Source organism: Ruegeria sp. BF10 (genome assembly GCF_056538725.1).
In genome coordinates, this window is record NZ_JBQFTR010000001.1 from 1,659,813 (window position 1) to 1,683,383 (window position 23,571).

A 23,571-nucleotide genomic window follows, 5' to 3' on the forward strand; every position below is an offset into this window, starting at 1 on the left:
CCCCACCCTATCACGAAACGAGCGTCGCGTGGATGTCCATTGCCGCATCCCGACCTTCGGCAACGGCCGTTACGGTCAGGTCTTCGCCACCCGCAGCACAGTCACCACCGGCCCAGACACCAGCCAAGGAGGTTCGGCCGGCCCCACTGACGGCGATCTTGCCGCCATCCAGCGTCAGGCCTTCGGGTGCGCCCTTCAGCGTCTGACCAATGGCCTTGAGCACCTGATCTGCCGGCAAGCGGATCGTTTCTCCGGTTCCGATGAGCCGACCGTTCTGGCTGGATGTATATTCCAGCTCGATTTCGGCTGCTGCACCATTGCCGTGGATGGCCACTGGCTGAACATTTGTCATGATCCGAACGCCATGCGACGCTGCCAGGTCCTGCTCGTACCGGCTGGCCCCCATGGCGTCGCGGCCACGGCGATAGGCAATCGTGACGTTTTCGGCCCCCAAAAGCTTGGATTCCACAGCGGCATCCACAGCTGTCATGCCTCCGCCGATGACGACCACATTCCGTCCAACGGGCAGATCGGCAAGGTCACTGGCCTGCCGCACGTCCGAGATGAAATCGACCGCGTCCCGCACACCGTCCTTGTCCACCCCGTCCGCACGCAGGGCGTTGACGCCAGCAAGACCAATGGACAGAAACACCGCGTCGTAGTTTTCGACCAGCCCATCCAATGAGATGCTTTCGCCCAAAACCGATCCGGTCTCGATTGAAATCCCTCCGATTTTCAGCAGCCAGTCCACCTCGGCCTGTGCGAAATCGTTGGTCGATTTGTAGGCCGCAATACCGTATTCATTCAGGCCGCCGGGCTTGGGCTTGCTTTCATGGATCACCACATCATGGCCCAGCATGGCCAGCCGGTGGGCGCAGGCCAGACCCGCAGGCCCGGCCCCCACAACCGCAACTGTCTTACCGGTAGAAGGCGCACGTTCGAACGGATGCACACCCGAGGCCATGATTTCATCGGTGGCAAAACGTTGCAGCCGCCCGATTTCAACCGGCTTGCCTTCGGCGGCTTCGCGAACGCAGGCCTCTTCGCACAGTGTTTCGGTTGGACAGACCCGAGCGCACATTCCGCCCAGAATATTCTGTTCCAGGATCGTGCGCCCTGCTGATTGCGGCTGACCGGCCTGAATCTGGCGAATGAACAACGGGATATCGATATCCGTTGGACAGGCCGTTACGCATGGTGCGTCGTAGCAGAAATAACAGCGATCTGCGGCTACTGCGGCCTCATGCTGGGCAAGTGGCGGATGCAGATCGGTGAAATTCGAGGTCAGCTCATCGCTTGAAAGCCGCCCGGCTACGATACCGGGTGCCATCTGGCCCTGTGCCATCACTCTACTCCCTGTAGATATGTTTGTTATGCTCTCAGCTTGCCACAAATAAATTTTTTATCAATTGGTAAAATTTGCCAAATGATCAAAAAATGAAAAGCCTTGCTAAAACAACTGTGTTTTTGGGCACTTCGCCTGCGGATTAAGCATGAAAAGCGTTGAATCATTGGGTCCAAATGCAGGATTTGGCCAAGAAAGGGCTGTGCGGGGATTGGCAAACAAGGTTCTGTGAGCATGGCTCACCGCCGATTTCACCTTTCGACAGGAACCGGGCCAACCTCGGAAAACCTGCAAAATGACCTTGCTCGCCGCTTCCTCGGCGCGATGAGAGGAATGCCATAGATAAAAAGAAATCAAGCTTTCGGCTTTTGACGCCCCACCCCGCTTGCTGTAATCCGGATCAAAGGGTGCCGGTTCCGGCAGCTTTCAGGAATGGGCATAGATGCAGGCAAATTCTCGGAAATTCAACATCGCGGTTGTCGGGCAAAACAACCGTTTGCAATATGAGGCCCTGTTGTTCGCGGCCTCGCTTCGCCATTGTTCGCCCGGGTTCAAAGGCAGGCTGTTTGTCGCCACACCCAACCCGGGCCCGCGCTGGACCCACACCCCCAGCATCCAGGACGAAGACGTTCTGAAGGCCCTGAAACAGTTGGATGCCGAAATCCTGCCATTCGACTCGCATGTTTTTGGCGAAAGCTACCCTTATGGCAACAAGATCGAGGCTTTGTTGGCCCTGCCGGAAAGGGAACCCTTTGTGTTCTTTGATACGGACACGCTGATCACCGGCGACATCACAAGCGTCCCGTTCGATTTCGACCGCCCCGGAGCGTCATTGAAGGTCGAGGGCACGTGGCCAAAGCCGACGCTGTACGGCCCCGGCTTTGATGGTATCTGGCGGGCGCTTTATGCGCGCTTCGGATTGGATTTCGAAAGCTCGGTGGATCCGGACCAACCCGATGGTTACTGGCGGCGCTACCTTTACTTCAACGCGGGTTACTTCTTTTACAAATGCCCCAGGATGTTCGGTGAACGTTATCTGGACTACGCAAGAACGATCCGGGATGAGAGCATTCCCGAACTGACGGGCCAGAACCTTGACCCATGGCTGGATCAGGCGGCCCTGCCGCTGGTCATTCATTCTTTCGGCGGCGGGCGGGATGCTTTGCCTGACGGGCTTCTGGATGGGTCCGTCAGCTGCCACTATCGCCTGTTCCCTCTGCTTTATGCCCGCGAAAGCGACCATGTTATCGATGTGCTGGAAACCGTCGTGGCCCCCAACAAGGTCAAAAAAGTGCTCAAGCAATATGACCCGCTGAAAAAGCTGGTTCTTCAGGGCAAAGGCGCAAAAATCCGCGCCCTGTTTGATCAGGACAATCTGCCGCGGCGGGAACAGGCGCTGCGCAATGCGATCAAAAGCAAAGGCCTCTGGTTGCGCTGACAGGATCGTTGTGCGCAGGCGGGCAATGGCCTACAGATTCCGCAAGACAGATACCAACAGGAGATTTTCAAGATGTCTGACGGCCCGACCTACGGTTTCGACACATTGCAAATTCATGCGGGCGCCCGCCCCGACCCGGCGACCGGAGCACGCCAGACACCGATTTATCAGACAACTGCCTATGTGTTCCGTGATGCAGACCATGCAGCGGCCCTGTTCAACCTGCAAGAGGTGGGCTTTATCTATTCCCGCCTGACCAACCCAACCGTCGCCGTTCTTCAGGAACGCGTGGCGACGCTTGAAGGCGGCGTCGGGGCGGTGTGCTGTTCGTCCGGGCATGCGGCACAGATCATGGCGCTGTTCCCGTTGATGGGGCCCGGCTGCAACGTGGTCGCTTCGACCCGATTGTATGGCGGCACGGTCACGCAGTTCAGCCAGACGATCAAACGCTTTGGCTGGTCCGCCAAATTCGTGGACACCGATGATCTGGATGCCGTGAAGGATGCCATCGACGAAAACACCCGCGCCGTGTTCTGCGAGTCCATCGCCAACCCGGGCGGTTATGTGTCTGATATCCGTGCGTTGGCGGATGTTGCTGATGCAGCGGGCATCCCGCTGATCGTCGACAACACCTCGGCCACGCCCTACCTGTGCCGTCCGATCGAGCACGGCGCGACGCTGGTAGTGCATTCAACCACCAAGTACCTGACCGGCAACGGCACCGTCACCGGCGGGTGCATCGTGGATTCTGGCAAGTTCGATTGGTCCGCGAATGACAAATTCCCGTCACTGAGCGAACCCGAGCCAGCCTATCACGGCCTGAAGTTCCACGAGACCTTTGGCCCGCTGGCCTTCACGTTCCACGGTATTGCCATTGGCCTGCGCGATCTGGGTATGACAATGAACCCGCAGGCGGCGCATTACACGCTGATGGGAATCGAAACACTGTCGCTGCGGATGGAGCGTCACGTTGAAAACGCCCAGAAAATCGCTGCGTGGCTGGAAGCGGATGACCGGGTGGAATACGTCACCTATGCGGGATTGCCGTCATCACCTTACAAAGACCGGGTCAAATCGCAGTATCCACGTGGCGCCGGTGCGCTGTTCACCTTTGCGGTGAAGGGCGGTTATGACGCCTGTATCAAACTGGTCAACGCTCTTGAGATTTTCAGCCATGTGGCCAATCTGGGCGATGCCCGCTCGTTGATCATCCATTCGGCCTCGACCACCCACCGTCAACTGACACCGGAACAGCAAGAGGCTGCCGGGGCAGGTCCGGGTGTCGTGCGGGTGTCTATCGGCATCGAAGACGTGAACGACCTGATCGCGGACCTAGATCAGGCCCTCGCCAAGGCCAGCGCCTGACAATGGCCGGGCACGCCACAAACGCACTGGGCCAGCCCATCGGTTTGCCGGTGACGGGTGACTTTCCGCGCCCGACACCGCCTTATACACCGATGGAAGGCCGGTACTGTTCTGTCGTGCCGCTGGATGTGAATCGCCATGCGCCCGGACTTTTCCGGGCGTTTGCAAATGACAAGGATGGCCGCAACTGGACATACCTGCCCTATGGCCCGTTTGACAGTGAGCCGCAGTTTGAAGACTGGGCCCGCGCCAACTGCATGGATGCGGACCCGATGTTTCATACCGTACTGGATGCGGACGAAGTGCCGGTGGGCATGGCCTCATATCTTCGGATCGAACCCGCGGCGGGTGCCATCGAAGTCGGTCACATCCACTTTTCGCCGCTGCTGCAACGCAAGCCGCAATCGACCGAGGTCATGTACCTCATGATGAAACGGGTTTTCGACGAGCTTGGCTATCGCCGGTACGAGTGGAAATGCGATGCACTGAATGCACCGTCACGCAATGCCGCTGAACGGCTGGGGTTTGCTTTCGAAGGGGTGTTTCGGCAGGCGACCCATTACAAGGGCCGCAACAGGGACACGGCATGGTACGCGATCATCGACACTGAATGGCCGCGCATTCGCGATGCATTCGAAGCCTGGCTGTCGCCCGACAATTTTGACAGCACGGGCCAGCAGCGCAAACCGCTGATGGCCCGTGCAAAGGATTGACCCTATTCTGAAATCTCGAATTCCATCGAGACGCTGACGGAAATCGAAACCTCGCCGCCCGCGACGGGAACACCACCCGCATCCGCCATGCTCAGCGCGCGCATTTCTGCCATCGGACGGATACCTGCCGATTGTTCCGAGATCGACTGAACCGGGCCGAGCGTCACGCCCGCGGCCTGTGCCAACTGCTGGGCCTTGGCAGTGGCTTCGCCGACGGCCTTGGCGCGCGCCTGCGCCTCGATCGGTTTGGGATCCTGCACGCCAAAGCTCAGGCCCCCGAAATCATTGGCGCCGTCCTGAATGACCGCGTCCATGACCTTCCCCAGTTGGGTCAGGTCGCGCACACGCACAAACACGCGGTTGGACGCTGTAAAGCCGGTGATTTCAGGCTTCTCGCCATTCTGTCCATGACGACCCGACCAGACGGGCGACAATGAAAGGTCCCGTGTCTGGACGTCACGATCTTCGATACCCATCTCGGTCAGGCGCGCAAGAACTTTGGAAACGGCATCCGACGTCGCCTGCATCGCAGCCGAGGCTTCGGCGTTTTCGTGGGTCACGCCCAGGGTTATCGTCGCCATATCAGGAGCAATCTGCACTGTTCCGGTTGCATCAACGTTGATGCGACGTTCTTCCGCATGAGCGGCCCCGGCAGCCGTAGCCGCCATCATCGCGGCCAGAAAAGCGAATGTCTTCAAGGTTATCACTCCAATTTGTTCTGTACTAAGATGGGTTGGCAGGGCTTGGCCATACAAGAGGAGATACCGCCTTTTTCTTTCCCTCGGCGGGTTCCTGCTTTAATGTCGGCCTGCAAACGCAAAGTCGTTTGCATTGACGTTGATAATTATGGTTCCTCCGGAATATGAAACCCGCCTTTGCGCTGTCTTTTTCTGCGACCGGAATAACACTGCACCACCGTTCCGATGACGACTGGTTTGTCATCGGTACGATTCCGCTGGATGTTCAGGACTTGTCCGGGCAGATGCAGGCGTTGCGGGAAAAAGCATTTGCGCTGGAAAATGATCTGAGCTGCAAGCTCGTGCTGCCAGAAGATCAGGTTCGGTTTCTACAGGTTTCGACTGATGGGTTGCCATCGCAAGACCGGACGGAACGTATCGAAAGTGCTCTGGTCGAAGCCACGCCTTACGCCCTGTCGGAACTGAGTTATGACAGCCAGACCGAAGGCGACACGACCTGTGTTGCTGCCGTGGCGGTTGAAACGCTGGCCGAAGCACGGACCTTTGCCGCAGAACATGGTTTTGTTGTGGTGGCGTTCACCGCCCAAGACAGCAAGGGCGCGTTCCCGCGTGAGGCCTTGTTTCGCGAAACCTCGGACGCTTCCGATCTGTCACACCCGGAAAACCAGCCATCTCCGGTGGAAATGGACGCAGTTGAACAAGCCGATGATTCCGGCCTGCCCACCCATCCGATTGCCGGCACCGCCGCGCCCGAGGCTTTCCGTGCACCCCGGGAAACAGCGAACAATCTTGATACATCTTCAGGGGTAAACCGGTCTGCCATTCCTGTCTTTGCCGCTGTGCTTCTTGTTGGTGGGCTTGTTGGCGTATGGCTGGCATCGGGGTCCGCCCCTGAACAGGATCAGGCGGAACAGAGCCCGGCGCAGATTGCGGTTCCGGCCTCTGAACCAGAGCTGGACACGGCTGCGCTGGAAGCCCCGCAACAAGTCGCTCCAAAGCTTGCGACCGATGACGCCGAAGAGCCTGAGAAAGCGGCCTCAGAAACCGAGACCGGCACGCAGCCGGATCTGACTGCAACAGATGCAGCCATTCTGGAGGCCCTCAAGGTTGCCCCCACCGCGGTGGACTCCGTCGCTCGGGATCCCGAGACACTGAAGGATGTCCAGGCCGTTACGGGCGTCAGCACGTCAGCGCCCGCAGCGCCGGAAACACCCGAGACAGTAGAACCGCAGGAATTGTATCTGGCATCGCTCGACAACGCCGATCTGTTCAAGGATGCGGTTGCCCTGCCGCCCGACCCCAGTTTTGACACCGACGCTCCTTTTGAACCCGACGTATCCCCAAACATTGCTGGCACACGATTTGATCTGGATGCGAACGGCCTGGTCGTGCCAACACCGGAAGGCAGCGTGAATCCGGATGGGGTCGTTGTTTTTCTGGGGCGCCCCTCCAAGGTTCCGCCTGAAACCCCGGTTCGTTTCGAAGAAGAACCGCTGGTTGACGAAGCCGACGACAGATTGGCAGGTATTCGGCCAAAGCCGCGCCCGGCTGATCTGGTCGAGAGTTTCGAGCGCGGTCAGCTGGGTGGCCGGTCATTGGAGGAATTGGCATCCAAGCGACCGAAAGCGCGCCCGGAAAGCCTTCAGGTCAAGCCACAGGTCGATGAGGCACCTACGGCCCTGGCTGTCGTAAGGGTCCCGCGCCCCAAGTCCCGCCCAGCCGGATTGACCCCTGCCAAAGCATCTGCTTCAAACCGGTCGAATCTGGGGTCTACCGCAGCATTGGATCAGAAATCCGATGACGCAGGATCGTTCCAACCAAAGACCGTCGCACCCAAAATCCCTTCGACCGCGTCGGTCGCACGACAAGCCACGATCGACAACGCAATCAACCTGCGCAGGCTGAACCTGATCGGGGTCTACGGCACGCCAGCCAACAGACGCGCATTGGTGCGACTTCCCAGCGGGCGTTACAAAAAACTGAAAGTCGGAGACCGCCTTGATGGCGGCAAAGTCATCGCGATCAGCGACAGTGAGCTTCGATATCAGAAAAAGGGCCGCAACGTGACCCTGGCGATGCCGCGCAGCTGAAACCGGCATCCGATCTTCTGACGCAACAACTGTCACATAAAAGCGCCGAAGGCAGATGAACTGCCCCCGGCGTGTCAGTGCGTTGCAATCAGGCTGCGGAAATCTCGCCGCTTTCGATCTGTTCACGTTCGATGGATTCGAATAGCGCCTGGAAATTTCCCTCGCCGAAACCGTCGTCGCCTTTGCGCTGAATGAACTCGAAGAAGATCGGTCCGATGACGGTTTTCGAGAAAATCTGTAGCAGAATCCGGGTCTCACCACCGTCGACAACGCCTTCACCATCGATCAGGATGCCGTGTTTCATCATCCGGTCCAGCGGCTCTTCGTGGCCGGCCACGCGGGTTTTGGACATCTCGTAGTACGCCTTGTTCGGGCCCGGCATGAATTTCAGGCCGTTTTCCGCAATTGCATCGGTCGAGGCGTAAATGTCGTCACTGCCGACGGCGATATGCTGAATGCCTTCACCTTTGTATTTCTTCAGGTAAGACACGATCTGACCCGTTTCACCACGATCTTCGTTGATCGGAATACGGATGCGGCCACAAGGAGATGTCAGCGCCCGGCTGAAAAGCCCGGTGAACTTGCCCTGAATGTCAAAGAATCGGATTTCGCGAAAGTTGAACAGGTCGCCGTAGAACTTGAACCACTTGTCCATGTTGCCCTTGTAAACGTTGTGCGTCAGGTGATCGAGATAGAAGAAACCCACACCCCGTGGTTTGGATTCTTTGATCCATTCGAATTCCTGATTGTAAGGCGATGTGTCGTAATATTGATCGATGAAATAGATCAACGATCCGCCGATGCCCTTGATCGCAGGTACATTCATGCTCTTGTCAGCGCCGTCGTAAGGCTCCGCACCTTTCGATACCGCATGGTCATAGGCCTTTTGCGCGTCAACAACGCGCCAGCCCATGGATGGCGCGCAAGGGCCGTGCTCGTCCACGAACCTCGCGGCAAAGCTGTCGGGATCCGCGTTCAGGATATAGGTGACATCCCCTTGCTGCCACAGCTCGACGGCGGGTTTTTCCTTGTGGCGGGCCACCAGGTCGAACCCCATCTTTGCGAACAGGTCCCGCAGTTCCTGCGGCTCAGGATGGGCAAACTCGACGAATTCAAACCCATCGGTTCCGGCTGGGTTTTCCTCGCTGATAACAGATTTCGGGGCGTTGTGTGGGAAAGGACCCATGGCGCGTCTCCTTCAAAAACAGGAATTTCTTTGCTGATTCAAAAATATGACTTTTATGACGCTGTTTCTGCGCATTGTTTTCGTGTAAACTGCCAACAGGCGCGCAAAACGCGCATAAAAGTCAATAAAGGCAGGATTTTTCCGCACATGCTGGACGCGACCGACAAGCGATTGCTTTCCGCCCTGCAAAAGGACGCACACCTGACCGCGCACCAGCTGGGCGAAATGCTGAACCTGTCGCCCAGTCAGGCAGGACGCCGCCGCCAGCGGCTTGAGGCCGAAGGGTACATCACCGGGTATGCCGCCCGGCTGGACCCGTTGAAACTTGGTCTGCAAGTGCAAGGTTTTGTTCAAGTCCATCTGGGGACGCATGGCCCTGAACAATCCGCAAGCTTCGCGCGCATGGTCGACACCCGCCCCGAAATTACCAGCGCATGGACGATGACCGGAGAGGCAGATTACCTGCTGCACATCTATTGTGACGATCTTTCCGCGCTCAACAGCTTGCTACATTCGATCATCCTGCCGCATCCTGCCGTTGCAAGGGTTCAGAGCCAGATCGTAATGGACCAACTGAAACGCGACGCGCCCCTGCCCACCTGAACGGGCCCGAGAGGACATTTATGGACGTTTTCCTATATCAGGCTTCGATCTATCTGGCGGCGGCGGTGATCGCCGTTCCCCTGTCTGCACGGCTGGGGTTGGGATCGGTGCTGGGATACCTGGCCGCCGGGATCATCATTGGCCCTGTTCTCGGGCTTGTCGGCGCGGAAACGGAAAACCTTCAGCACGTTGCCGAATTCGGTGTGGTGATGATGCTGTTCCTGATCGGTCTGGAACTGGAACCGCGCGCCCTGTGGGATATGCGTGACAAATTGCTGGGATTGGGCGGGTTGCAGGTTGCGTTGTCAACGGCTGCAATCGCCGCCGTGGCAATGTACGCCAACCACCCCTGGTCGGTCGCTCTGGCCGTCGGGCTGACCTTGTCGCTTTCATCGACGGCAATCGTTCTTCAGACCCTGTCTGAAAAGGGCCTGATGCAGACAAATGGCGGTCGAGCTACGTTTTCGGTGCTGTTGACGCAGGACATAGCTGTCATTCCGATCTTGGCCTTGCTGCCACTTCTGGCCTTACCTGCCATGCCTCATATCGAGTCGGATGGTTCGATCGACCGCGGGGCCGGAGACCTTCACGGTGCGGACCATCACAGCCTTTCTCTGGTCGAAGGTTTGCCGGGTTGGGCCGTCACGCTGGTCACGATCGGCGCAGTTGTGTTTGTCATTCTGGCCGGTGTCTACCTGACCCGCCCGCTGTTTCGCTTCATCCACGCGACCCGCCTGCGCGAGATGTATACCGCCCTGGCGCTTATGATCGTGGTCGGGATTTCCTTCCTGATGACCCTCGTCGGGCTTTCCCCTGCCCTGGGCGCTTTTCTGGCGGGCGTGGTTCTGGCCAGTTCCGAGTTCAGACATGAAATGGAAAGTGACCTTGAGCCATTCAAGGGGCTTCTGCTCGGGCTATTCTTCATCACGGTCGGTGCCGGCATCGATGTTGCCTATTTCTTTGATGACCCCCTTGACCTGATCGGTCTGGCGCTTCTTTTGATCCTTGCAAAAGGGATCATCCTGTATCTTGTAGGCAAGGCCTTCAAGTTGCGTGGGCGCGATCACTGGCTGTTCACCCTGGGGCTGGCGCAAGCGGGTGAGTTTGGCTTTGTGCTGCTGGCATTTTCCACGCAACAGAATGTCATCCCCCCCGACCTGTCCCAAAAACTGCTGATGATCATCGCTTTGACGATGCTGATCACACCGCTTCTGTTCATCATCTACGATCTTCTGTCGCGAAAGATCGGCGACACTTCCAAAGAACCTGTGCCGGACGAAATTGACGAAAAAGGCCCCGTCATCATCGCCGGGATTGGTCGGTTCGGGCAGATTGTAAACCGGCTGGTGCGGGCCAGCGGATTCAAGACGGTCGTGCTGGACCACAACATCGAAACCATTCAGTTGATGCGCCGTTTCGGCGTCAAAGGCTTTCTGGGCGATCCCACTCGCCCCGAGCTGCTGCGCGCTGCGGGGTTGGAAAAAGCGTCGGTCCTTGTCGCCGCCATGGATGACCACAAGCAAGTCACACGGCTCGTCAGTTATGCCAGACGGCAGCGCCCTGACCTGCACATCATCGCCCGCGCCCGCGACCGGACCCATGTGTACGAGCTTTATCAGGCTGGCGCCAATGACATCGTGCGGGAACTGTTCGACAGCTCCTTGCGCGCCGGCCGCTATGTTCTGGAGAATATCGGGCTGAGTGAGTATGAGGCCGCACAGGCGGAACAGACCTTTTATCACCATGACCGGATGTCTGTTCGCGATCTCGCCGAACTATGGGTCCCGGGTCTGCCGACAGCCGAAAACCAGAAATACATCGAGCGCGCCCAGCAGCTGGAAAAGGATCTGGAAACCGCGCTGCTGGAACTGGCTGAAAAGCACGCCAAGAAATCCGCCTGACCCAAGCCTGTGCCCGGGTCAGGCAAGGAGTCAACCGTCAGACACTCCTGCCTCGGCAAAGGTGGCCATACCGGAATGGCAGGCCACGGCGCTTTTGAGAATATTGATTGCAAGTGCGCCGCCCGAGCCTTCGCCCAGCCGAAGACCAAGGCTCAGCAGCGGTTCCTTGCCCAGCTTCGCCAATACGGCACCGTGCGCGGCCTCGGCGCTTTGGTGGCCCGCCACGGCGTGATCCAGCGCGGTATCCGACAGCCTCAACAGGCAGGCAGCGGCGGCCGAGCAGATGAACCCATCAAGGATCACAGGAATGCGCAATATCCGCGCGGCGGCAATCGCGCCGGCCATCGCTGCGATCTCACGCCCTCCCAGGCAGCGCAGGATCTCAAGGCCATCCTCTGACCTGTGCAACGCTACACCTTCGGCCACAACGCGGGTCTTGTTGGTCAGCCCTGCATCATCGACGCCCGTCCCGCGACCTGTCCAATCGGCCGCGTCACCACCGAACAGCGCGCAGGCAATGGCGGCTGCCGGGGTGGTGTTGCCAATGCCCATCTCGCCCACGACCAAAAGATCTGCCTGCGGGTCCACGGCCTGCCAGCCGGTGCGCAGCGCATCCAGCAGTTCGGCTTCCGTCATGGCCGGTGCCTTGGTGAAATCTGCGGTCGGGTTGTCCAGATCCAGCGCGTGTACATCCATCGCCGCACCGGCCGCCCGCGCCAGCTGGTTGATCGCCGCACCACCATGTTCGAAGTTCATCACCATTTGCACGGTCACTTCCGACGGAAAAGCCGAAACCCCCTGTGCGGTGACTCCGTGGTTTCCGGCGAAGACGATGACCTGTGGCGCCGTGATCTGTGGCCGGGCATCTCCTCGCCATCCAGCGTACCAGATTGCCAAATCTTCAAGTCGCCCCAGCGCACCCGGGGGTTTCGTCAGTTGTCCGTTTCGCTCTGCCGCGCCCTGCGCCGCGGTGGCATCCGGCCCCGGAGCCGCTGCGAGCGCAGCGCGGAACGCGTTCAAATCATTCAGTTCAGGCAACATGAAAGCCTCATTGCATCAGAGTGGTCCAGTGTGTTTAACCGAAGCAATGAATCCAACAAGACCCCGAAAGGCACGGGCGTGCAAAAAAACGACACCAATCCCTTTTCCCTGTGGGATATTCCGCTGGCGCTGGTGCTGCTGACCCGCCTGCCCCTGCCCCGATTGCCCGAACCTGTGTTCAAACGGCAGGCACAGGCGGCATGGGCCTTCCCCATCGCCGGGCTGGTCGTCGGGGGGATGGCCTGTCTGGTTGGATGGTTGGCAATGGTTTTTCATCTACCCCCTTTTGTTGCCGCGACCTTGTTGGTTGCGACTTTGATCATGATGACGGGCGCGATGCACGAGGACGGTCTTGCCGATACGTTCGACGGGCTCTGGGGCGGATTCACCCCTGAACGTCGACTTGAAATCATGAAAGACAGCCAGATCGGAACTTATGGTGTTCTTGCTTTGGTTTTTTCTCAGCTTGCTCGGGTTTCGGCCGTTGCCACGATTTTGGCAACCGGGTCGATTTGGGCGATTCTGGCAGCCTGCGTGTTCTCACGCGCCCTGATGCCGGTTTTGATGTCATCCCTGCCAAACGCCAGAAAATCCGGGCTGAGCCATTCGGTGGGAACCCCCGGCGCGATTTCGGTCAGCGTGTCCTTGGGCCTTGCCGTTCCAATCGCCGTTTTCCTGTGCGGGGGTGCGGCGATCACCGCCATCTTATCTGCTGCCTTGGTTGCAGCCATCTTGGCGCTGACAGCGCGCAAGAAAATCGGCGGCCAGACCGGGGACATACTTGGGGCATCGCAACAACTGGCAGAGATCGCGTTTCTGCTTGCCATCAGCGCGCAGATTTAGGACGCGCCGCCTGTTTCGATCCGCAGTGTTCCACCGCAATGCTTGCAATGCACGGCATCCGGATCATGCCGATACAACCCGCAGCTTGGGCATTTGTGACGTACCTTCTGCGGCATGAAAATCGCCTGCGCCAAACGGACAAACAACGCGACACCCACGACCATTATGAAGACCGAGAACAGCTTCCCGCCAGGGGTGTCCAGCGTGATGTCACCGAAGCCGGTCGTGGTCAGGGTCGCCATGGTGAAATACAGCGCATCTATGTAAGGCGTCTGTACGTCTTCCGGAATGAAGAACACCAAAACCGCCGTAGAGGTGGCAAAGACAAATACCATCAGATTGATTGCTGCAATCACCGCGTCTTCATGGGTGCGAAAAAAGCTGCTGTCGCGTCGCAAGTCCCTGAGCAGATGGTATGAGTGGATCAGGCGCAAGGCACGCAGAATCCTCAGGAAAGCCAGGTTGCCCGTTAGGAACGGATCCAGAACCAGCGAGACGATGACGACAATATCCGCCAGCGTATAAATCTGGCGCAGCAACTTCCAGCGGTCTTTTGAAATCCAAAGCCGCGCAGAGAAGTCCAACAATATCAATAAACCGATCAACTGGCTTGCAAGAACCAACCCGGGACCATGAGGGACGTGAGCCGTCGCGACAAAGAAAACGATTGTCGCAACATCGAACAGGATCAGCGCGTACCGAAACCAGACCGAAATCGGGTCATGCCCGATATACAGATATCTAACTGTCTGCTTCATGTCCGCCCTGTAGCTTGCTGCATCTACAGTGAAATTAGCGGCACTCGCGGAATTCACCAAGCCACGAAAAAAGGCCGCCCCAAACTTGGAGCGGCCCGTTTAATCACAGAGTTCGCTATCAGGCAGCGCGTGAGGTCAGAACTTCGTCCACCTGTTTGGCGGCGGATACCTCGCCCGCACCAGAAACGGCCGCGACCTCGCGGGTCAGACGTTCCAGGGCAGCTTCGTACAGTTGACGCTCGGAATAGCTCTGCTCGCGCTGATCGTCCGTGCGGTGCAGATCGCGGACCACTTCCGCAATCGAGATCAGATCGCCCGAGTTGATTTTCTGCTCATATTCCTGCGCACGGCGCGACCACATGGCGCGTTTGACCTTTGCCTTTCCCTTCAGTGTTTTCATCGCCTGACTGATCACGTCGGGCGAGCTGAGCGACCGCAGACCGGATTCGGTAACCTTGTTGGTCGGCACGCGCAGAGTCATCTTGTCTTTCTCAAATGAGATGACAAACAGCTCCAGAGAGAATCCCGCGACTTCCTGTTCTTCGATCGAGATGATCTGGCCTACGCCGTGGGCGGGGTAGACAACATAGTCGTTCGGGCGGAACTCGAGCTTTTTCGACTTTGTCATTCAGTTTTTTCCTTGCTTACGGACGGGACACGGACAACAAAAACACCACATGCGGGGACTGTTTCAGCCCCGACAGGCGGCGATATTGTCACAAATTCAAATCTCCAAAGCGAGCATACTTGTGGAGCGCATCCCAATCTCGGTCATCATACAAGAACCGAGTATATCACAAAAATACGACACCCGAAAGTTTACCCTGCGGTAAATTTTCATATTCAACCTGTTTTCAACAGGTTGTGCCGTGTTCTTTGCACATCAAACAGGGGTTTGAGCGCGAATCGTTCAACCACCTTCGCCCGGTGCTTCCGAGAAATACTTCTCCATCTTGCCTTCTTCACCGTCGCGTTCTTCCGCATCGGGCAGCGGATCTTTCTTGGTGACGATCACGGGCCACATTTCCGAATACTTGCGATTGAATTCGACCCATTGATCCATGCCCGGTTCAGTATCGGGGCGGATCGCGTCGGCCGGGCATTCCGGTTCGCAAACACCGCAGTCGATGCATTCATCGGGATGGATGACCAACGTGTTCTCACCTTCATAGAAACAGTCCACCGGACATACTTCGACACAGTCGGTGTATTTGCAGGCGATACAGTTTTCGGTGACAACATAGGTCATGATCGGATTCCCGTTTGCGGTTTGAGCGTTTAGCTAATTCAGTCTGGCCTACTCTTCAAGATATGATCAGCGATCTTTGGTGCGAGAAAGATCAAGTGAGCGGCGATCTTTCTTGGTCGGGCGACCTTTTCCCTCAAACCCCGGATTTTTGGGCGGGACGTCCTGTTTTTCTGTCATATCGAAATACAGCGTTTGCGCTTCGGGGGCCGGACCACGGCGATCCCCGATTCTTTCGATGCGCACGACGCGGACGATACGGCCCTGAGGAAAGGTCAGAACGTCGCCCGGGGCCACGACCTGCGCCGGTTTCAGAACCCGGTTTCCGTTCAACCTGACATGGCCGGCGCCGACCTGTTTGGCGGCCAGGCTGCGGGTCTTGAAGAACCGCGCCTGCCACAACCATTTGTCAACCCGCAGCCTGGCCTCGGCCATTTCGGATCAGTTACCGTCCTTCAAACCCATCAGCGCAGCAGCAAACGGGTTGTCGGGATCAATCGCCTTTTCCTTTTTCGGAGGCCGTGACGAGAAGGTCTTGGCGCCCTGAGGTTTGCCGCCCTTCTTGCCGTGAGGTTTGCCACGGCCATCCTGCGGTTTGCCACGCGGTTTGCCCTTGCCCTGTCCCTGTTCGCGACGCGGGGCCCGGTTGGGCTGTCGCTGACGGGCCCAAGTGAAGGTATAGAACACTTCAACCTCGGGTTCGTCAGAAACTGGTTCTGCGGGATGGCTTTCCGCGCCAGCCTCGGCTGCCGCCTCGGTGCTTTCGGTGGCCTCGGCTGCTGCCTCGGCGGGTGCTGCGACCTCTTCTGCCGCGACTTCACTTGCCGGGGCTTCTTCGGCGGTCGGTTTGTCAGCCTCATCTGCCGCTGGCGGTTCGACCGGTGCAGGTTTGACTTTCGGCCGCTCGCCGCGTTCTGCCTTGTATCCCAACCCCTGCATCAGATCAGCGAACTGATCCAGCGTCATCCCGGTGATCGACAGCATATCGGGTTTGGCTTCGAACCCGCCGCGGCTGTCTTCAGCGCGCAGCATGTCCGCCAATCGTTCCAGCATGTCGATACGGATCGAACGCTCGCCCGCATCGCGGTAGCCACACATGGTGTCATAGCCCTGCGGTGCATCCTTTGCGACCGGCACGGTCACCAGGCCCGGAGGTGGCGCTTCGGGGAATTCCTGCAAACCGCTGGACAGCGCCCAAAGCACGAGACGCAGACGCGTGGGGGCCGGTTTCAGCAGCAGCGGCATGAAAATGGTGAACTGGCCGAACCGGATACCATGCTTGCGCAAGGCGCCACGGGCGTCCTGATCAAGATCCTTGACCTCTTGTGCGACCTGTGCGCGGGGCAGGATACCCAGAGCTTCGACCATGCGGAAAGCAAAACCCTTGGCAAGGCCGCTGAGTTCCTCATCGCGGGACAGGTTCAGCAGCGGCTCGAACAGAGCGGCCACCTTGCGGTCGATGAAGTGCTGCAAACGGCGCTGCACTTTCTGCTCGACATCCGGCCCTGCGGCTTCATCAACGAAAACTTCGACCATAGGTTTGAGAGGTTCTGCCCCGGCAACCAGCTTGCCGACGGCGTATTCACCCCACATCAGACCACCCTGATCAGTGAAATCAATTTCAGTATCGGGCGCGTTGTAGAAGCGATCGGCGCGCAGATGGAATTGCGGCGCGAGTGCTTGCAGAGACGCCGATTTCAGAGCTTTCGCCTCGGTTCCCTGCGCGCTTTTGTCCGGGATGAACCGGAACCCTTCCAGACGACCGACGAATTCGCCTTCGACGGTCACTTCACCCTTGTCATTTACTTCGGCCAAAAGGGCCTCCTTCTGCTTGAGCCGGCGCAACAAAACGGATGTGCGCCGATCCACAAATCTTTGCGTGAGACGCTCATGCAGAGCGTCGGACAGTCTGTCTTCTACAATGCGGGTTTCGTCACGCCAATGTGATTCGTCACGAACCCACCCTTTTCGCTGCGCAACATATGTCCACGTGCGAATATATGCCAATCTTTTAGATAACGCGTCGATATCGCCGTGGGTCTGATCGATCCGTCTGATCTGCCGTGCCATGAACTCGTCGGGAATAGTTCCCCGTTCATGCAGATGGCCATAGATCACCTCCAGCAAACTGGCGTGTTCCGCATGGCTGATACCGCGAAAATCAGGGATTCTGCACACATCCCACAGCAACCGGATGGACGGGCCGTCGCCTGCACGGGCGACAACCTCGGTCACTTGCGACAGCGATTTCAACGCGTTCAGGTCGTCGGCAGGGCGGGCCTTGATCAGGTGTTCATCATCCGGGCTGACCTCAAGCGAGTCGATCAGCGCTTCAATCGAGCCGAACCGAAGGGCGGCATTCCGCCAGTTCAGCTTTTTCATCGGCGTAAACCGGCTGTCCATGATCGCCTGCGCCACGCCCTCGTCCAGCGGCGGGGCCTCTCCGGTTACGCCGAAGGTGCCATCCGACATCCCGCGACCTGCCCGGCCAGCGATCTGCGCCAGCTCGTTCGGCGCAAGTGGACGCATCCGGCGCCCGTCGAACTTGGACAGGGATGAAAACGCAACGTGGTTCACATCCAGGTTCAACCCCATCCCGATAGCGTCCGTAGCAACCAGGTAGTCAACCTCGCCGTTTTGGTACAGGTCTACCTGTGCATTCCGGGTCCGCGGGCTGAGCGCGCCCATAACCACCGCAGCACCACCTTTCTGGCGGCGCAACAATTCGGCGATGGCATAGACGTTTTCGACCGAGAACCCGACGATGGCGCTGCGCGGGGGCATCCGGCTGATCTTCTTGGAGCCAGAGTAGACCAGTTGCGACATCCGCTCTCGCCGCACGAACTGTGCCTGGGGGACCAGCGCCGCAATGGGGCCACGCATTGTGTCCGAGCCCAGGAACAATGTCTCGTTCGTGCCGCGTGACCTGAGCAGACGGTCGGTGAAGACGTGACCCCGTTCCGGATCGGCGCAGAGCTGGATCTCATCGATGGCAACAAAATCAGCGCCCATGCCTTCCGGCATCGCCTCAACCGTGCACACCCAATACTGGGCGCGGGGTGGTACGATCCGTTCCTCGCCGGTAACCAGCGCCACCACCGACGGACCACGGATCGCAACGATCTTGTCATAGACCTCGCGCGCCAGCAGGCGCAGCGGCAGACCGATCACGCCTGTCCGATAGCCCAGCATGCGCTCGATAGCGTAATGGGTTTTGCCGGTGTTGGTCGGGCCAAGTACGGCCACGATTCGGGATGACCCGCTCACATTCGCCCCCTGCCCCGAGCCCTACAGCGCCTTGCCTTCAACCTGAGGCTTCAGCCGATTCACGGCATTGGTTACTTCTTCGTGATGGGGATGTATAGCCAAGGCCCGAGAATATGCTTCGTAGGCTTTCCGAGGTTCCCCGACAACTTCGAAGATCAGCCCCAGACCGTAAATCGCCTCATAGTGATTTGGATTCAACGTCAGCACATGTTCCAGATCGGCGGCCGCCATACCAAACCGCTCGACCCCGAAAAAGGCAGATGCGCGCAGATGCCAGCCTTCGGCAAAATCAGGCGCGTGATCCGTCAGCGCCGTCAGGTGATCCAGAGCAGCGTCGACATCGCCCTCGTCCAAGGCCTCGCGTCCCCGCTCCAGCAACAGATCAGCCGACGGCGAGCCGGATTGCGACCACAACGCCTGCAACTGCCGATCCAGTGCAATTGCCTGTTCGGGAGTCGACTGTGCCAGCTTTTGCAGCAGTTCATCCTCGTCCCGTGAATCCGCCTGTTGCGCGAAACAACTGGTGGAAAACGTGACTAGGACAAAAAGTGCCGCAACGGTACCTTTGAGATTGTGAATTGCAATGCTCATAACAATAGTCAGTGTAGCGTTGCGACCGGGGATGTCCATTCACGGCGCACTAACAATATGAGGAAAAGCATGAGCGAGACTCTTGAAAAGGCAGCTGCCGCGCTGAACGAAAAACTGGATGGCGGCGCGTTTGATGACACGGCCAAGTTTGCCATCACCGATCTGGGTTCGATCGTTCTGGACGAAAACGGTGCGCGGGTCAGCGATGAAGAGGCCAGTGTCACCATGAGCGCTGACGTAGAAACGTTCGAACAGATCCTCAGCGGTGAACTGAATCCGACCGGCGCGTTCATGTCCGGAAAGCTGAGCATTGATGGCGACATGGGTGTTGCCATGAAGCTTGCCTCGGTGCTGGCCTGATGGAGTTGTCGCCGGCCCCCTTTTTTGAAGACGTGGCCGGCGGACCTGCCGGTGGACAGGCCCATTGGTTGATGACGTCTGACCAAAAACGCATTCGCGTGGGTCACTGGCGTCCGGTTGGTCGCGCCCATGGCACCGTCATGGTGTTTCCCGGACGCACCGAATACATCGAAAAGTATGGCAATACCGCCCAAGAATTCGTGAATCGTGGCTTCGCGGTGCTGGCCGTCGACTGGCGTGGTCAGGGTCTTGCGGATCGGCTGCTGGAAAACCCACGCATCGGCCATGTCGATCATTTCACCGATTACCAGCACGATGTTCAGGCAACCCTGGACCTTGCAGACGCTTTGGATTTGCCAAAACCGTGGTACGTCGTGGGGCATTCGATGGGCGGCGCCATCGGGTTGCGTGCCGTCATCGAAAAAGGGTGCTTTGCCGCTTGCGCGTTCACGGGCCCGATGTGGGGAATTTTCTTCACTCCGGTGATGAAACCCCTGAGCCGCGTTACGGCCTATTGGGGCACGGCGCTTGGCCTTGGCGAACGCACCCCCCCGACCACAACGCTTGAAAGCTATGTCCTGTCGCAACCTTTCGACGGGAATATGCTGACCCGCGACCCCGACATGTACCGGATGATGCAAGAACAGCTGAATGCGCATCCCGAACTGGCACTTGGTGCCCCCTCAAACCGCTGGCTGCGCGAGTCGCTGGACGAATGTGAATGGTTGATGGAACAGCCCGCGCCGAAGACACCCTGTCTGACTTTTCTGGGCAGCCACGAACAAATCGTCGATCGCAAGGCCATACGGGCACGTATGGCCAATTGGCCGAACGGCACATTGATCGAAATCCCGGACGGGGAACACGAGGTGCTGATGGAAGCACCCGACGTTCGGGGGCCGGTTCTGGACCAGCTTGCCAAGCATTTCCTGGCCAACCAATCAAATGGGGCGTCCAGGCTGGTTTCATCGTAAACCTTTTCACCTTCGGGACTGGCCGCTTGTGATCCGGGCGCGCCAGCCCTAGATGTTTGCAAAAGCAGTCTACAAAAGGTGATCCATGCGCGACCTTCCCTTTCCCGTCCGTGACGCAAACGCAATGGGCGGTGCCGACAATCTGGGCAATCTGCCCGAATGGGATCTGACGGATCTCTACGCATCCGAAGAGGCGCCCGAACTGGCGCGCGACCTGGACTGGCTGGAGGGCGAATGTGCGGCTTTCGCTGCTGACTATGAAGGCAAGCTTGCAGAACTGGACGCCGCGGCCCTTTTGACCTGCGTTCAGCGCAATGAAAAGATCAACTCCATCGCAGGCCGGATCATGTCCTTTGCCGGTTTGCGCTATTATCAGCTGACCACTGACGCAGAGCGGGCCAAGTTCCTGTCGGACATGCAGGAAAAGATCACCGTTTTCACAACGCCTCTGGTGTTTTTCACGCTCGAGATCAACCGGATTGAAGATGATGTGCTTGGGGCGCATTTTGCTGCCAACCCGGATCTCGCCCGATACGAACCCGTGTTCCGCCGCATCCGCGCGATGAAGCCCTATCAGCTGTCTGATGAGCTTGAGAAATTCCTGCACGATCTGGGCGTTGTCGGCGACGCGTGGGAGCGTCTGTTCGACGAAACCATCGCCGGTCTGACGTTCAATGTGGACGGTAATGAACTGAACATCGAAGGCACCCTGAACCTGCTGACAGAACAGGACCGCTCCAAACGCGAGGCAGCGGCGCGCGAACTGGCCCGCGTGTTTCAGGAGAACATCAAAACATTTGCCCGAGTCCACAACACGCAGGCCAAAGAGAAAGAAATCGTCGATCGCTGGCGCAAGATGCCGACCGCGCAAACAGGGCGTCACTTGTCGAACGATGTCGAGCCCGAAGTGGTCGAGGCCCTGCGCGAGGCGGTCGTGGCCGCCTATCCCAAACTGAGCCATCGTTATTATGAGCTGAAGCGCAAATGGCTGGGTCTGGACGTCATGCAGGTCTGGGACCGCAATGCACCGCTGCCGATGGAAGATACGCGCATTGTCAATTGGGACGAAGCCGAAAAGACGGTAATGGATGCCTATAACGCTTTTGACCCGCGCATGGGTGACATCGCGGCCCCGTTCTTCTCGAAAGGCTGGATCGACGCTGCGGTGAAACCCGGCAAAGCCCCGGGCGCCTTTGCGCACCCCACCGTGACCGATGTGCACCCCTATGTGATGCTCAACTACCTGGGCAAACCGCGCGACGTCATGACTCTGGCGCATGAGCTGGGCCACGGTGTTCACCAGGTTCTGGCCGCCGATCAGGGTGAGATGCTGTCGTCAACGCCATTGACGCTGGCCGAAACCGCCAGCGTCTTCGGCGAGATGCTGACGTTCCGCAAGATGCTGGACAAGGCCGAAACCCCCGAACAGCGCAAGGTGCTGCTGGCGGGCAAGGTCGAGGACATGATCAACACGGTGGTCCGCCAGATCGCCTTCTACGACTTTGAATGCAAGCTGCATGCCGCCCGTCGCGAGGGGGAACTGACCCCGGACGACATCAACGCCCTGTGGATGAGCGTTCAGGCCGAAAGCCTTGGCCCCGCATTCGAATTCATGGACGGGTACGAGACCTTCTGGGCCTATATCCCGCACTTTGTTCACTCGCCCTTCTACGTCTATGCCTATGCCTTCGGCGATGGGTTGGTGAACGCGCTGTACTCGGTCTATGAAAGCGGCGCCGAGGGGTTCGAGGACAAGTATTTCGAAATGTTGCGCGCAGGTGGATCAAAGCACCACAAGGAACTGCTGGCCCCGTTCGGGCTGGATGCCAGCGACCCGAAATTCTGGGACAAGGGCCTGTCGATGATCTCAGGCTTCATTGACGAGTTGGAGGCGATGGAGAGCTGAGACGCCCGTGACAGTGGGTAGCGACATCCGCCGTGCGGAAACCCTCCATTCTCGGCGATGTCGCACCCAAGGAGCTCTTGAATGCCCGCTACGCGGGACGGAGCAGCCCTTGCCTTCAGCAAAACCAACGTCTGCTCAGCACGCCGTGCGGACGAAGTCGTGTGTTCGAAAAGTGGTGTCTGCCCGATTGAAGTTGCTGAAAAGTCGGTGCCGTGCATGATCATGAAAACTGATCATGAGATTGAAGATGATAAAAAGCCGGATCACACTTAAGCAGCTCGAAGCCTTTTCATTTGTTGTGGACATGGGAACCTTTAGAGCGGCAGCCGCTGCCCTTGGCACAACTCAACCCAACATCTCGTCGCGGATCTCTGCATTGGAAGCTGCCTTGGATGTCACGCTTCTTTATCGCGACGCCGGTTCCGTACGTCTGACCACCAAAGGCAAAGAGCTTCTTGAGCGGACGCGGGACGTGCTTCGGGCGGGAGAGGCGTTGCTGGAAGCGGCCGGTCGACAGGAGCTTATCGAAGAACGTTTGCGGCTTGGTGTGACAGAACTGGTCGCCTGTACTTGGCTCCAACCCTTCCTCCGCCAGCTGCGGCGGGAATACCCTAACCTTCGGGTTGAACTTCAGGTCGACTTGTCTCGCCAAATCGAAGAACGCCTTCGAGAAGGGCAGCTTGACCTTGCCCTGCAGAATGCCCCGTTTACGTCGCGGACGTCAGGCGAAAGAATGCTTTCCAGCGAAACATATGTCTGGGTGGCGAATGAAGAAGTTGCCGATGGCCTTGCGGGCGGAGCCTCGGTCGGGCGTTTCTTTGACCGCGCTGTATTGACCCATGCGCGTCACACGGCAGCGGGGAATGCCTTGCATGAATTGGCGAAGGTGCGTGGCTACGATGCTGGCAAGATCGTCCATTCCAGCGCGCTGTCCGCATGTCTGCCGATGGTCAGCGAGGGGATGGGTGTGGCGCTTCTTCCCAGGTCGCTTGTGCAAGGGGAGTTGGACGCAGGCCGGTTGAATTCGCTCATTTCGGATTGGACTGCGCCGCCTTTGATCTTTTTCGCGCGCTTCAACGCGGACCGGGCGCCACGGTTTGTCGAAAGGGCGAGTGACATTGCGGCGGCTCTTCGGCCGAGCGCAGCTGAAGATTAAAATAATCTATAGGGTGAAGAAAATCAATTGATTTGATTTCTGATCTGCCATGGTCCCATGTGGACATGCTGACCTTGTGTGCATGTGGAG

Annotated in this window: 22 protein-coding genes; 12 read left to right on the top strand and 10 right to left on the bottom strand. The window is 58.3% G+C overall.

Annotated features, from left to right (window positions below; translation table 11 throughout):
- Positions 1–10 precede the first annotated feature (10 nt).
- The gene (locus ACR0DJ_RS08390; protein ID WP_480684529.1) at positions 11–1,345 is read right to left on the bottom strand and encodes an NAD(P)-dependent oxidoreductase; all 1,335 of its coding nucleotides are present in this window, start codon (positions 1,343–1,345) and stop codon (positions 11–13) included.
- Positions 1,346–1,787: 442 nt separating this feature from the next.
- Here ACR0DJ_RS08390 and ACR0DJ_RS08395 point away from each other — a divergent pair, with 442 nt between their 5' ends.
- The 3 genes from ACR0DJ_RS08395 to ACR0DJ_RS08405 all read left to right on the top strand — a co-directional run bounded on the left by ACR0DJ_RS08395 (position 1,788) and on the right by ACR0DJ_RS08405 (position 4,861).
- Complete coding sequence (locus ACR0DJ_RS08395; RefSeq protein WP_480684531.1) at positions 1,788–2,783, top strand: hypothetical protein; 996 nt, start codon at positions 1,788–1,790, stop codon at positions 2,781–2,783.
- Between the two features lie 72 nt (positions 2,784–2,855).
- Positions 2,856–4,148 carry an O-acetylhomoserine aminocarboxypropyltransferase/cysteine synthase family protein gene (locus ACR0DJ_RS08400; protein ID WP_152457691.1) on the top strand — a complete coding sequence of 431 codons (1,293 nt, stop codon included), beginning with the start codon at positions 2,856–2,858 and terminating at the stop codon, positions 4,146–4,148.
- Between the two features lie 2 nt (positions 4,149–4,150).
- Positions 4,151–4,861 carry a GNAT family N-acetyltransferase gene (locus tag ACR0DJ_RS08405; protein WP_480684532.1) on the top strand — a complete coding sequence of 237 codons (711 nt, stop codon included), beginning with the start codon at positions 4,151–4,153 and terminating at the stop codon, positions 4,859–4,861.
- 2 nt (positions 4,862–4,863) lie between these two features.
- On the opposite strand, the gene ACR0DJ_RS08410 is transcribed toward ACR0DJ_RS08405, so the two are convergent.
- The gene (locus tag ACR0DJ_RS08410; protein ID WP_480684533.1) at positions 4,864–5,559 is read right to left on the bottom strand and encodes an SIMPL domain-containing protein; all 696 of its coding nucleotides are present in this window, start codon (positions 5,557–5,559) and stop codon (positions 4,864–4,866) included.
- A 164-nt stretch (positions 5,560–5,723) separates the two neighbouring features.
- On the opposite strand from ACR0DJ_RS08410, the gene ACR0DJ_RS08415 reads away from it, so the two are divergent.
- On the top strand, positions 5,724–7,649 hold the full coding sequence (locus tag ACR0DJ_RS08415) for a hypothetical protein (protein ID WP_480684534.1): 1,926 nt from the start codon (positions 5,724–5,726) through the stop codon (positions 7,647–7,649).
- 88 nt (positions 7,650–7,737) lie between these two features.
- On the opposite strand, the gene hppD is transcribed toward ACR0DJ_RS08415, so the two are convergent.
- A complete protein-coding gene (hppD, locus tag ACR0DJ_RS08420; protein WP_480684535.1) occupies positions 7,738–8,835 on the bottom strand; it encodes a 4-hydroxyphenylpyruvate dioxygenase in 1,098 nt (365 codons plus the stop codon).
- Positions 8,836–8,982: 147 nt separating this feature from the next.
- Here hppD and ACR0DJ_RS08425 point away from each other — a divergent pair, with 147 nt between their 5' ends.
- Both ACR0DJ_RS08425 and ACR0DJ_RS08430 read left to right on the top strand, forming a co-directional pair.
- Complete coding sequence (locus tag ACR0DJ_RS08425; RefSeq protein ID WP_425078089.1) at positions 8,983–9,438, top strand: Lrp/AsnC family transcriptional regulator; 456 nt, start codon at positions 8,983–8,985, stop codon at positions 9,436–9,438.
- A gap of 20 nt (positions 9,439–9,458) precedes the next feature.
- On the top strand, positions 9,459–11,339 hold the full coding sequence (locus ACR0DJ_RS08430; protein ID WP_170344686.1) for a monovalent cation:proton antiporter-2 (CPA2) family protein: 1,881 nt from the start codon (positions 9,459–9,461) through the stop codon (positions 11,337–11,339).
- Between the two features lie 30 nt (positions 11,340–11,369).
- On the opposite strand, the gene cobT is transcribed toward ACR0DJ_RS08430, so the two are convergent.
- Positions 11,370–12,380 (bottom strand): nicotinate-nucleotide--dimethylbenzimidazole phosphoribosyltransferase, encoded by a 1,011-nt coding sequence (cobT, locus tag ACR0DJ_RS08435; protein WP_480684537.1) that lies wholly within the window; start codon positions 12,378–12,380, stop codon positions 11,370–11,372.
- Positions 12,381–12,458: 78 nt separating this feature from the next.
- On the opposite strand from cobT, the gene cobS reads away from it, so the two are divergent.
- Positions 12,459–13,223, top strand: a complete 765-nt coding sequence (cobS, locus tag ACR0DJ_RS08440; RefSeq protein ID WP_480684539.1) for an adenosylcobinamide-GDP ribazoletransferase — start codon at positions 12,459–12,461, stop codon at positions 13,221–13,223.
- Here the strand turns inward: cobS and ACR0DJ_RS08445 are convergent.
- The 6 genes from ACR0DJ_RS08445 to ACR0DJ_RS08470 form a co-directional block, all read right to left on the bottom strand.
- Positions 13,220–13,981 (bottom strand): ion channel, encoded by a 762-nt coding sequence (locus ACR0DJ_RS08445; RefSeq protein WP_480684540.1) that lies wholly within the window; start codon positions 13,979–13,981, stop codon positions 13,220–13,222. The genes cobS and ACR0DJ_RS08445 overlap by 4 nt on opposite strands.
- A 118-nt stretch (positions 13,982–14,099) precedes the next feature.
- Complete coding sequence (locus tag ACR0DJ_RS08450; RefSeq protein ID WP_152457681.1) at positions 14,100–14,609, bottom strand: CarD family transcriptional regulator; 510 nt, start codon at positions 14,607–14,609, stop codon at positions 14,100–14,102.
- Positions 14,610–14,891: 282 nt separating this feature from the next.
- Positions 14,892–15,230 carry a ferredoxin FdxA gene (fdxA, locus tag ACR0DJ_RS08455; RefSeq protein ID WP_152457680.1) on the bottom strand — a complete coding sequence of 113 codons (339 nt, stop codon included), beginning with the start codon at positions 15,228–15,230 and terminating at the stop codon, positions 14,892–14,894.
- A gap of 66 nt (positions 15,231–15,296) precedes the next feature.
- Positions 15,297–15,662 (bottom strand): RNA-binding S4 domain-containing protein, encoded by a 366-nt coding sequence (locus ACR0DJ_RS08460; protein ID WP_480684542.1) that lies wholly within the window; start codon positions 15,660–15,662, stop codon positions 15,297–15,299.
- Positions 15,663–15,668: 6 nt separating this feature from the next.
- On the bottom strand, positions 15,669–18,494 hold the full coding sequence (locus ACR0DJ_RS08465; protein ID WP_480684544.1) for a helicase-related protein: 2,826 nt from the start codon (positions 18,492–18,494) through the stop codon (positions 15,669–15,671).
- Between the two features lie 21 nt (positions 18,495–18,515).
- Complete coding sequence (locus tag ACR0DJ_RS08470; protein ID WP_425078083.1) at positions 18,516–19,124, bottom strand: tetratricopeptide repeat protein; 609 nt, start codon at positions 19,122–19,124, stop codon at positions 18,516–18,518.
- Positions 19,125–19,154: 30 nt separating this feature from the next.
- On the opposite strand from ACR0DJ_RS08470, the gene ACR0DJ_RS08475 reads away from it, so the two are divergent.
- From ACR0DJ_RS08475 to ACR0DJ_RS08495, 5 genes are all read left to right on the top strand, one after another.
- Positions 19,155–19,445 (top strand): SCP2 sterol-binding domain-containing protein, encoded by a 291-nt coding sequence (locus tag ACR0DJ_RS08475; protein WP_425078082.1) that lies wholly within the window; start codon positions 19,155–19,157, stop codon positions 19,443–19,445.
- Complete coding sequence (locus ACR0DJ_RS08480; protein WP_480684547.1) at positions 19,445–20,419, top strand: alpha/beta fold hydrolase; 975 nt, start codon at positions 19,445–19,447, stop codon at positions 20,417–20,419. Before ACR0DJ_RS08475 ends, ACR0DJ_RS08480 begins: the two co-directional genes overlap by 1 nt.
- A gap of 85 nt (positions 20,420–20,504) precedes the next feature.
- On the top strand, positions 20,505–22,325 hold the full coding sequence (locus ACR0DJ_RS08485; protein WP_257600522.1) for a M3 family oligoendopeptidase: 1,821 nt from the start codon (positions 20,505–20,507) through the stop codon (positions 22,323–22,325).
- Positions 22,326–22,406: 81 nt separating this feature from the next.
- Positions 22,407–22,598: a hypothetical protein gene (locus ACR0DJ_RS08490; protein WP_425078080.1), complete on the top strand. Its 192-nt coding sequence runs from the start codon at positions 22,407–22,409 to the stop codon at positions 22,596–22,598.
- A 31-nt stretch (positions 22,599–22,629) separates the two neighbouring features.
- Positions 22,630–23,481: a LysR family transcriptional regulator gene (locus ACR0DJ_RS08495; RefSeq protein ID WP_480686244.1), complete on the top strand. Its 852-nt coding sequence runs from the start codon at positions 22,630–22,632 to the stop codon at positions 23,479–23,481.
- Positions 23,482–23,571 lie beyond the last annotated feature (90 nt).

Coding starts and splice junctions, on each gene's coding strand:
- ACR0DJ_RS08400 (WP_152457691.1), top strand. CDS start 2,856: ATGTCTGACGGCCCGACCTACGGTTTCGACACATTGCAAATTCATGCG.
- ACR0DJ_RS08485 (WP_257600522.1), top strand. CDS start 20,505: ATGCGCGACCTTCCCTTTCCCGTCCGTGACGCAAACGCAATGGGCGGT.
- ACR0DJ_RS08490 (WP_425078080.1), top strand. CDS start 22,407: ATGCCCGCTACGCGGGACGGAGCAGCCCTTGCCTTCAGCAAAACCAAC.
- ACR0DJ_RS08405 (WP_480684532.1), top strand. CDS start 4,151: ATGGCCGGGCACGCCACAAACGCACTGGGCCAGCCCATCGGTTTGCCG.
- ACR0DJ_RS08430 (WP_170344686.1), top strand. CDS start 9,459: ATGGACGTTTTCCTATATCAGGCTTCGATCTATCTGGCGGCGGCGGTG.
- ACR0DJ_RS08425 (WP_425078089.1), top strand. CDS start 8,983: ATGCTGGACGCGACCGACAAGCGATTGCTTTCCGCCCTGCAAAAGGAC.
- ACR0DJ_RS08390 (WP_480684529.1), bottom strand. CDS start 1,345: ATGGCACAGGGCCAGATGGCACCCGGTATCGTAGCCGGGCGGCTTTCA.
- ACR0DJ_RS08480 (WP_480684547.1), top strand. CDS start 19,445: ATGGAGTTGTCGCCGGCCCCCTTTTTTGAAGACGTGGCCGGCGGACCT.
- ACR0DJ_RS08460 (WP_480684542.1), bottom strand. CDS start 15,662: ATGGCCGAGGCCAGGCTGCGGGTTGACAAATGGTTGTGGCAGGCGCGG.
- ACR0DJ_RS08445 (WP_480684540.1), bottom strand. CDS start 13,981: ATGAAGCAGACAGTTAGATATCTGTATATCGGGCATGACCCGATTTCG.
- ACR0DJ_RS08470 (WP_425078083.1), bottom strand. CDS start 19,124: ATGGACATCCCCGGTCGCAACGCTACACTGACTATTGTTATGAGCATT.
- ACR0DJ_RS08395 (WP_480684531.1), top strand. CDS start 1,788: ATGCAGGCAAATTCTCGGAAATTCAACATCGCGGTTGTCGGGCAAAAC.
- ACR0DJ_RS08475 (WP_425078082.1), top strand. CDS start 19,155: ATGAGCGAGACTCTTGAAAAGGCAGCTGCCGCGCTGAACGAAAAACTG.
- ACR0DJ_RS08450 (WP_152457681.1), bottom strand. CDS start 14,609: ATGACAAAGTCGAAAAAGCTCGAGTTCCGCCCGAACGACTATGTTGTC.
- cobT (WP_480684537.1), bottom strand. CDS start 12,380: ATGTTGCCTGAACTGAATGATTTGAACGCGTTCCGCGCTGCGCTCGCA.
- fdxA (WP_152457680.1), bottom strand. CDS start 15,230: ATGACCTATGTTGTCACCGAAAACTGTATCGCCTGCAAATACACCGAC.
- ACR0DJ_RS08415 (WP_480684534.1), top strand. CDS start 5,724: ATGAAACCCGCCTTTGCGCTGTCTTTTTCTGCGACCGGAATAACACTG.
- hppD (WP_480684535.1), bottom strand. CDS start 8,835: ATGGGTCCTTTCCCACACAACGCCCCGAAATCTGTTATCAGCGAGGAA.
- ACR0DJ_RS08495 (WP_480686244.1), top strand. CDS start 22,630: ATGGGAACCTTTAGAGCGGCAGCCGCTGCCCTTGGCACAACTCAACCC.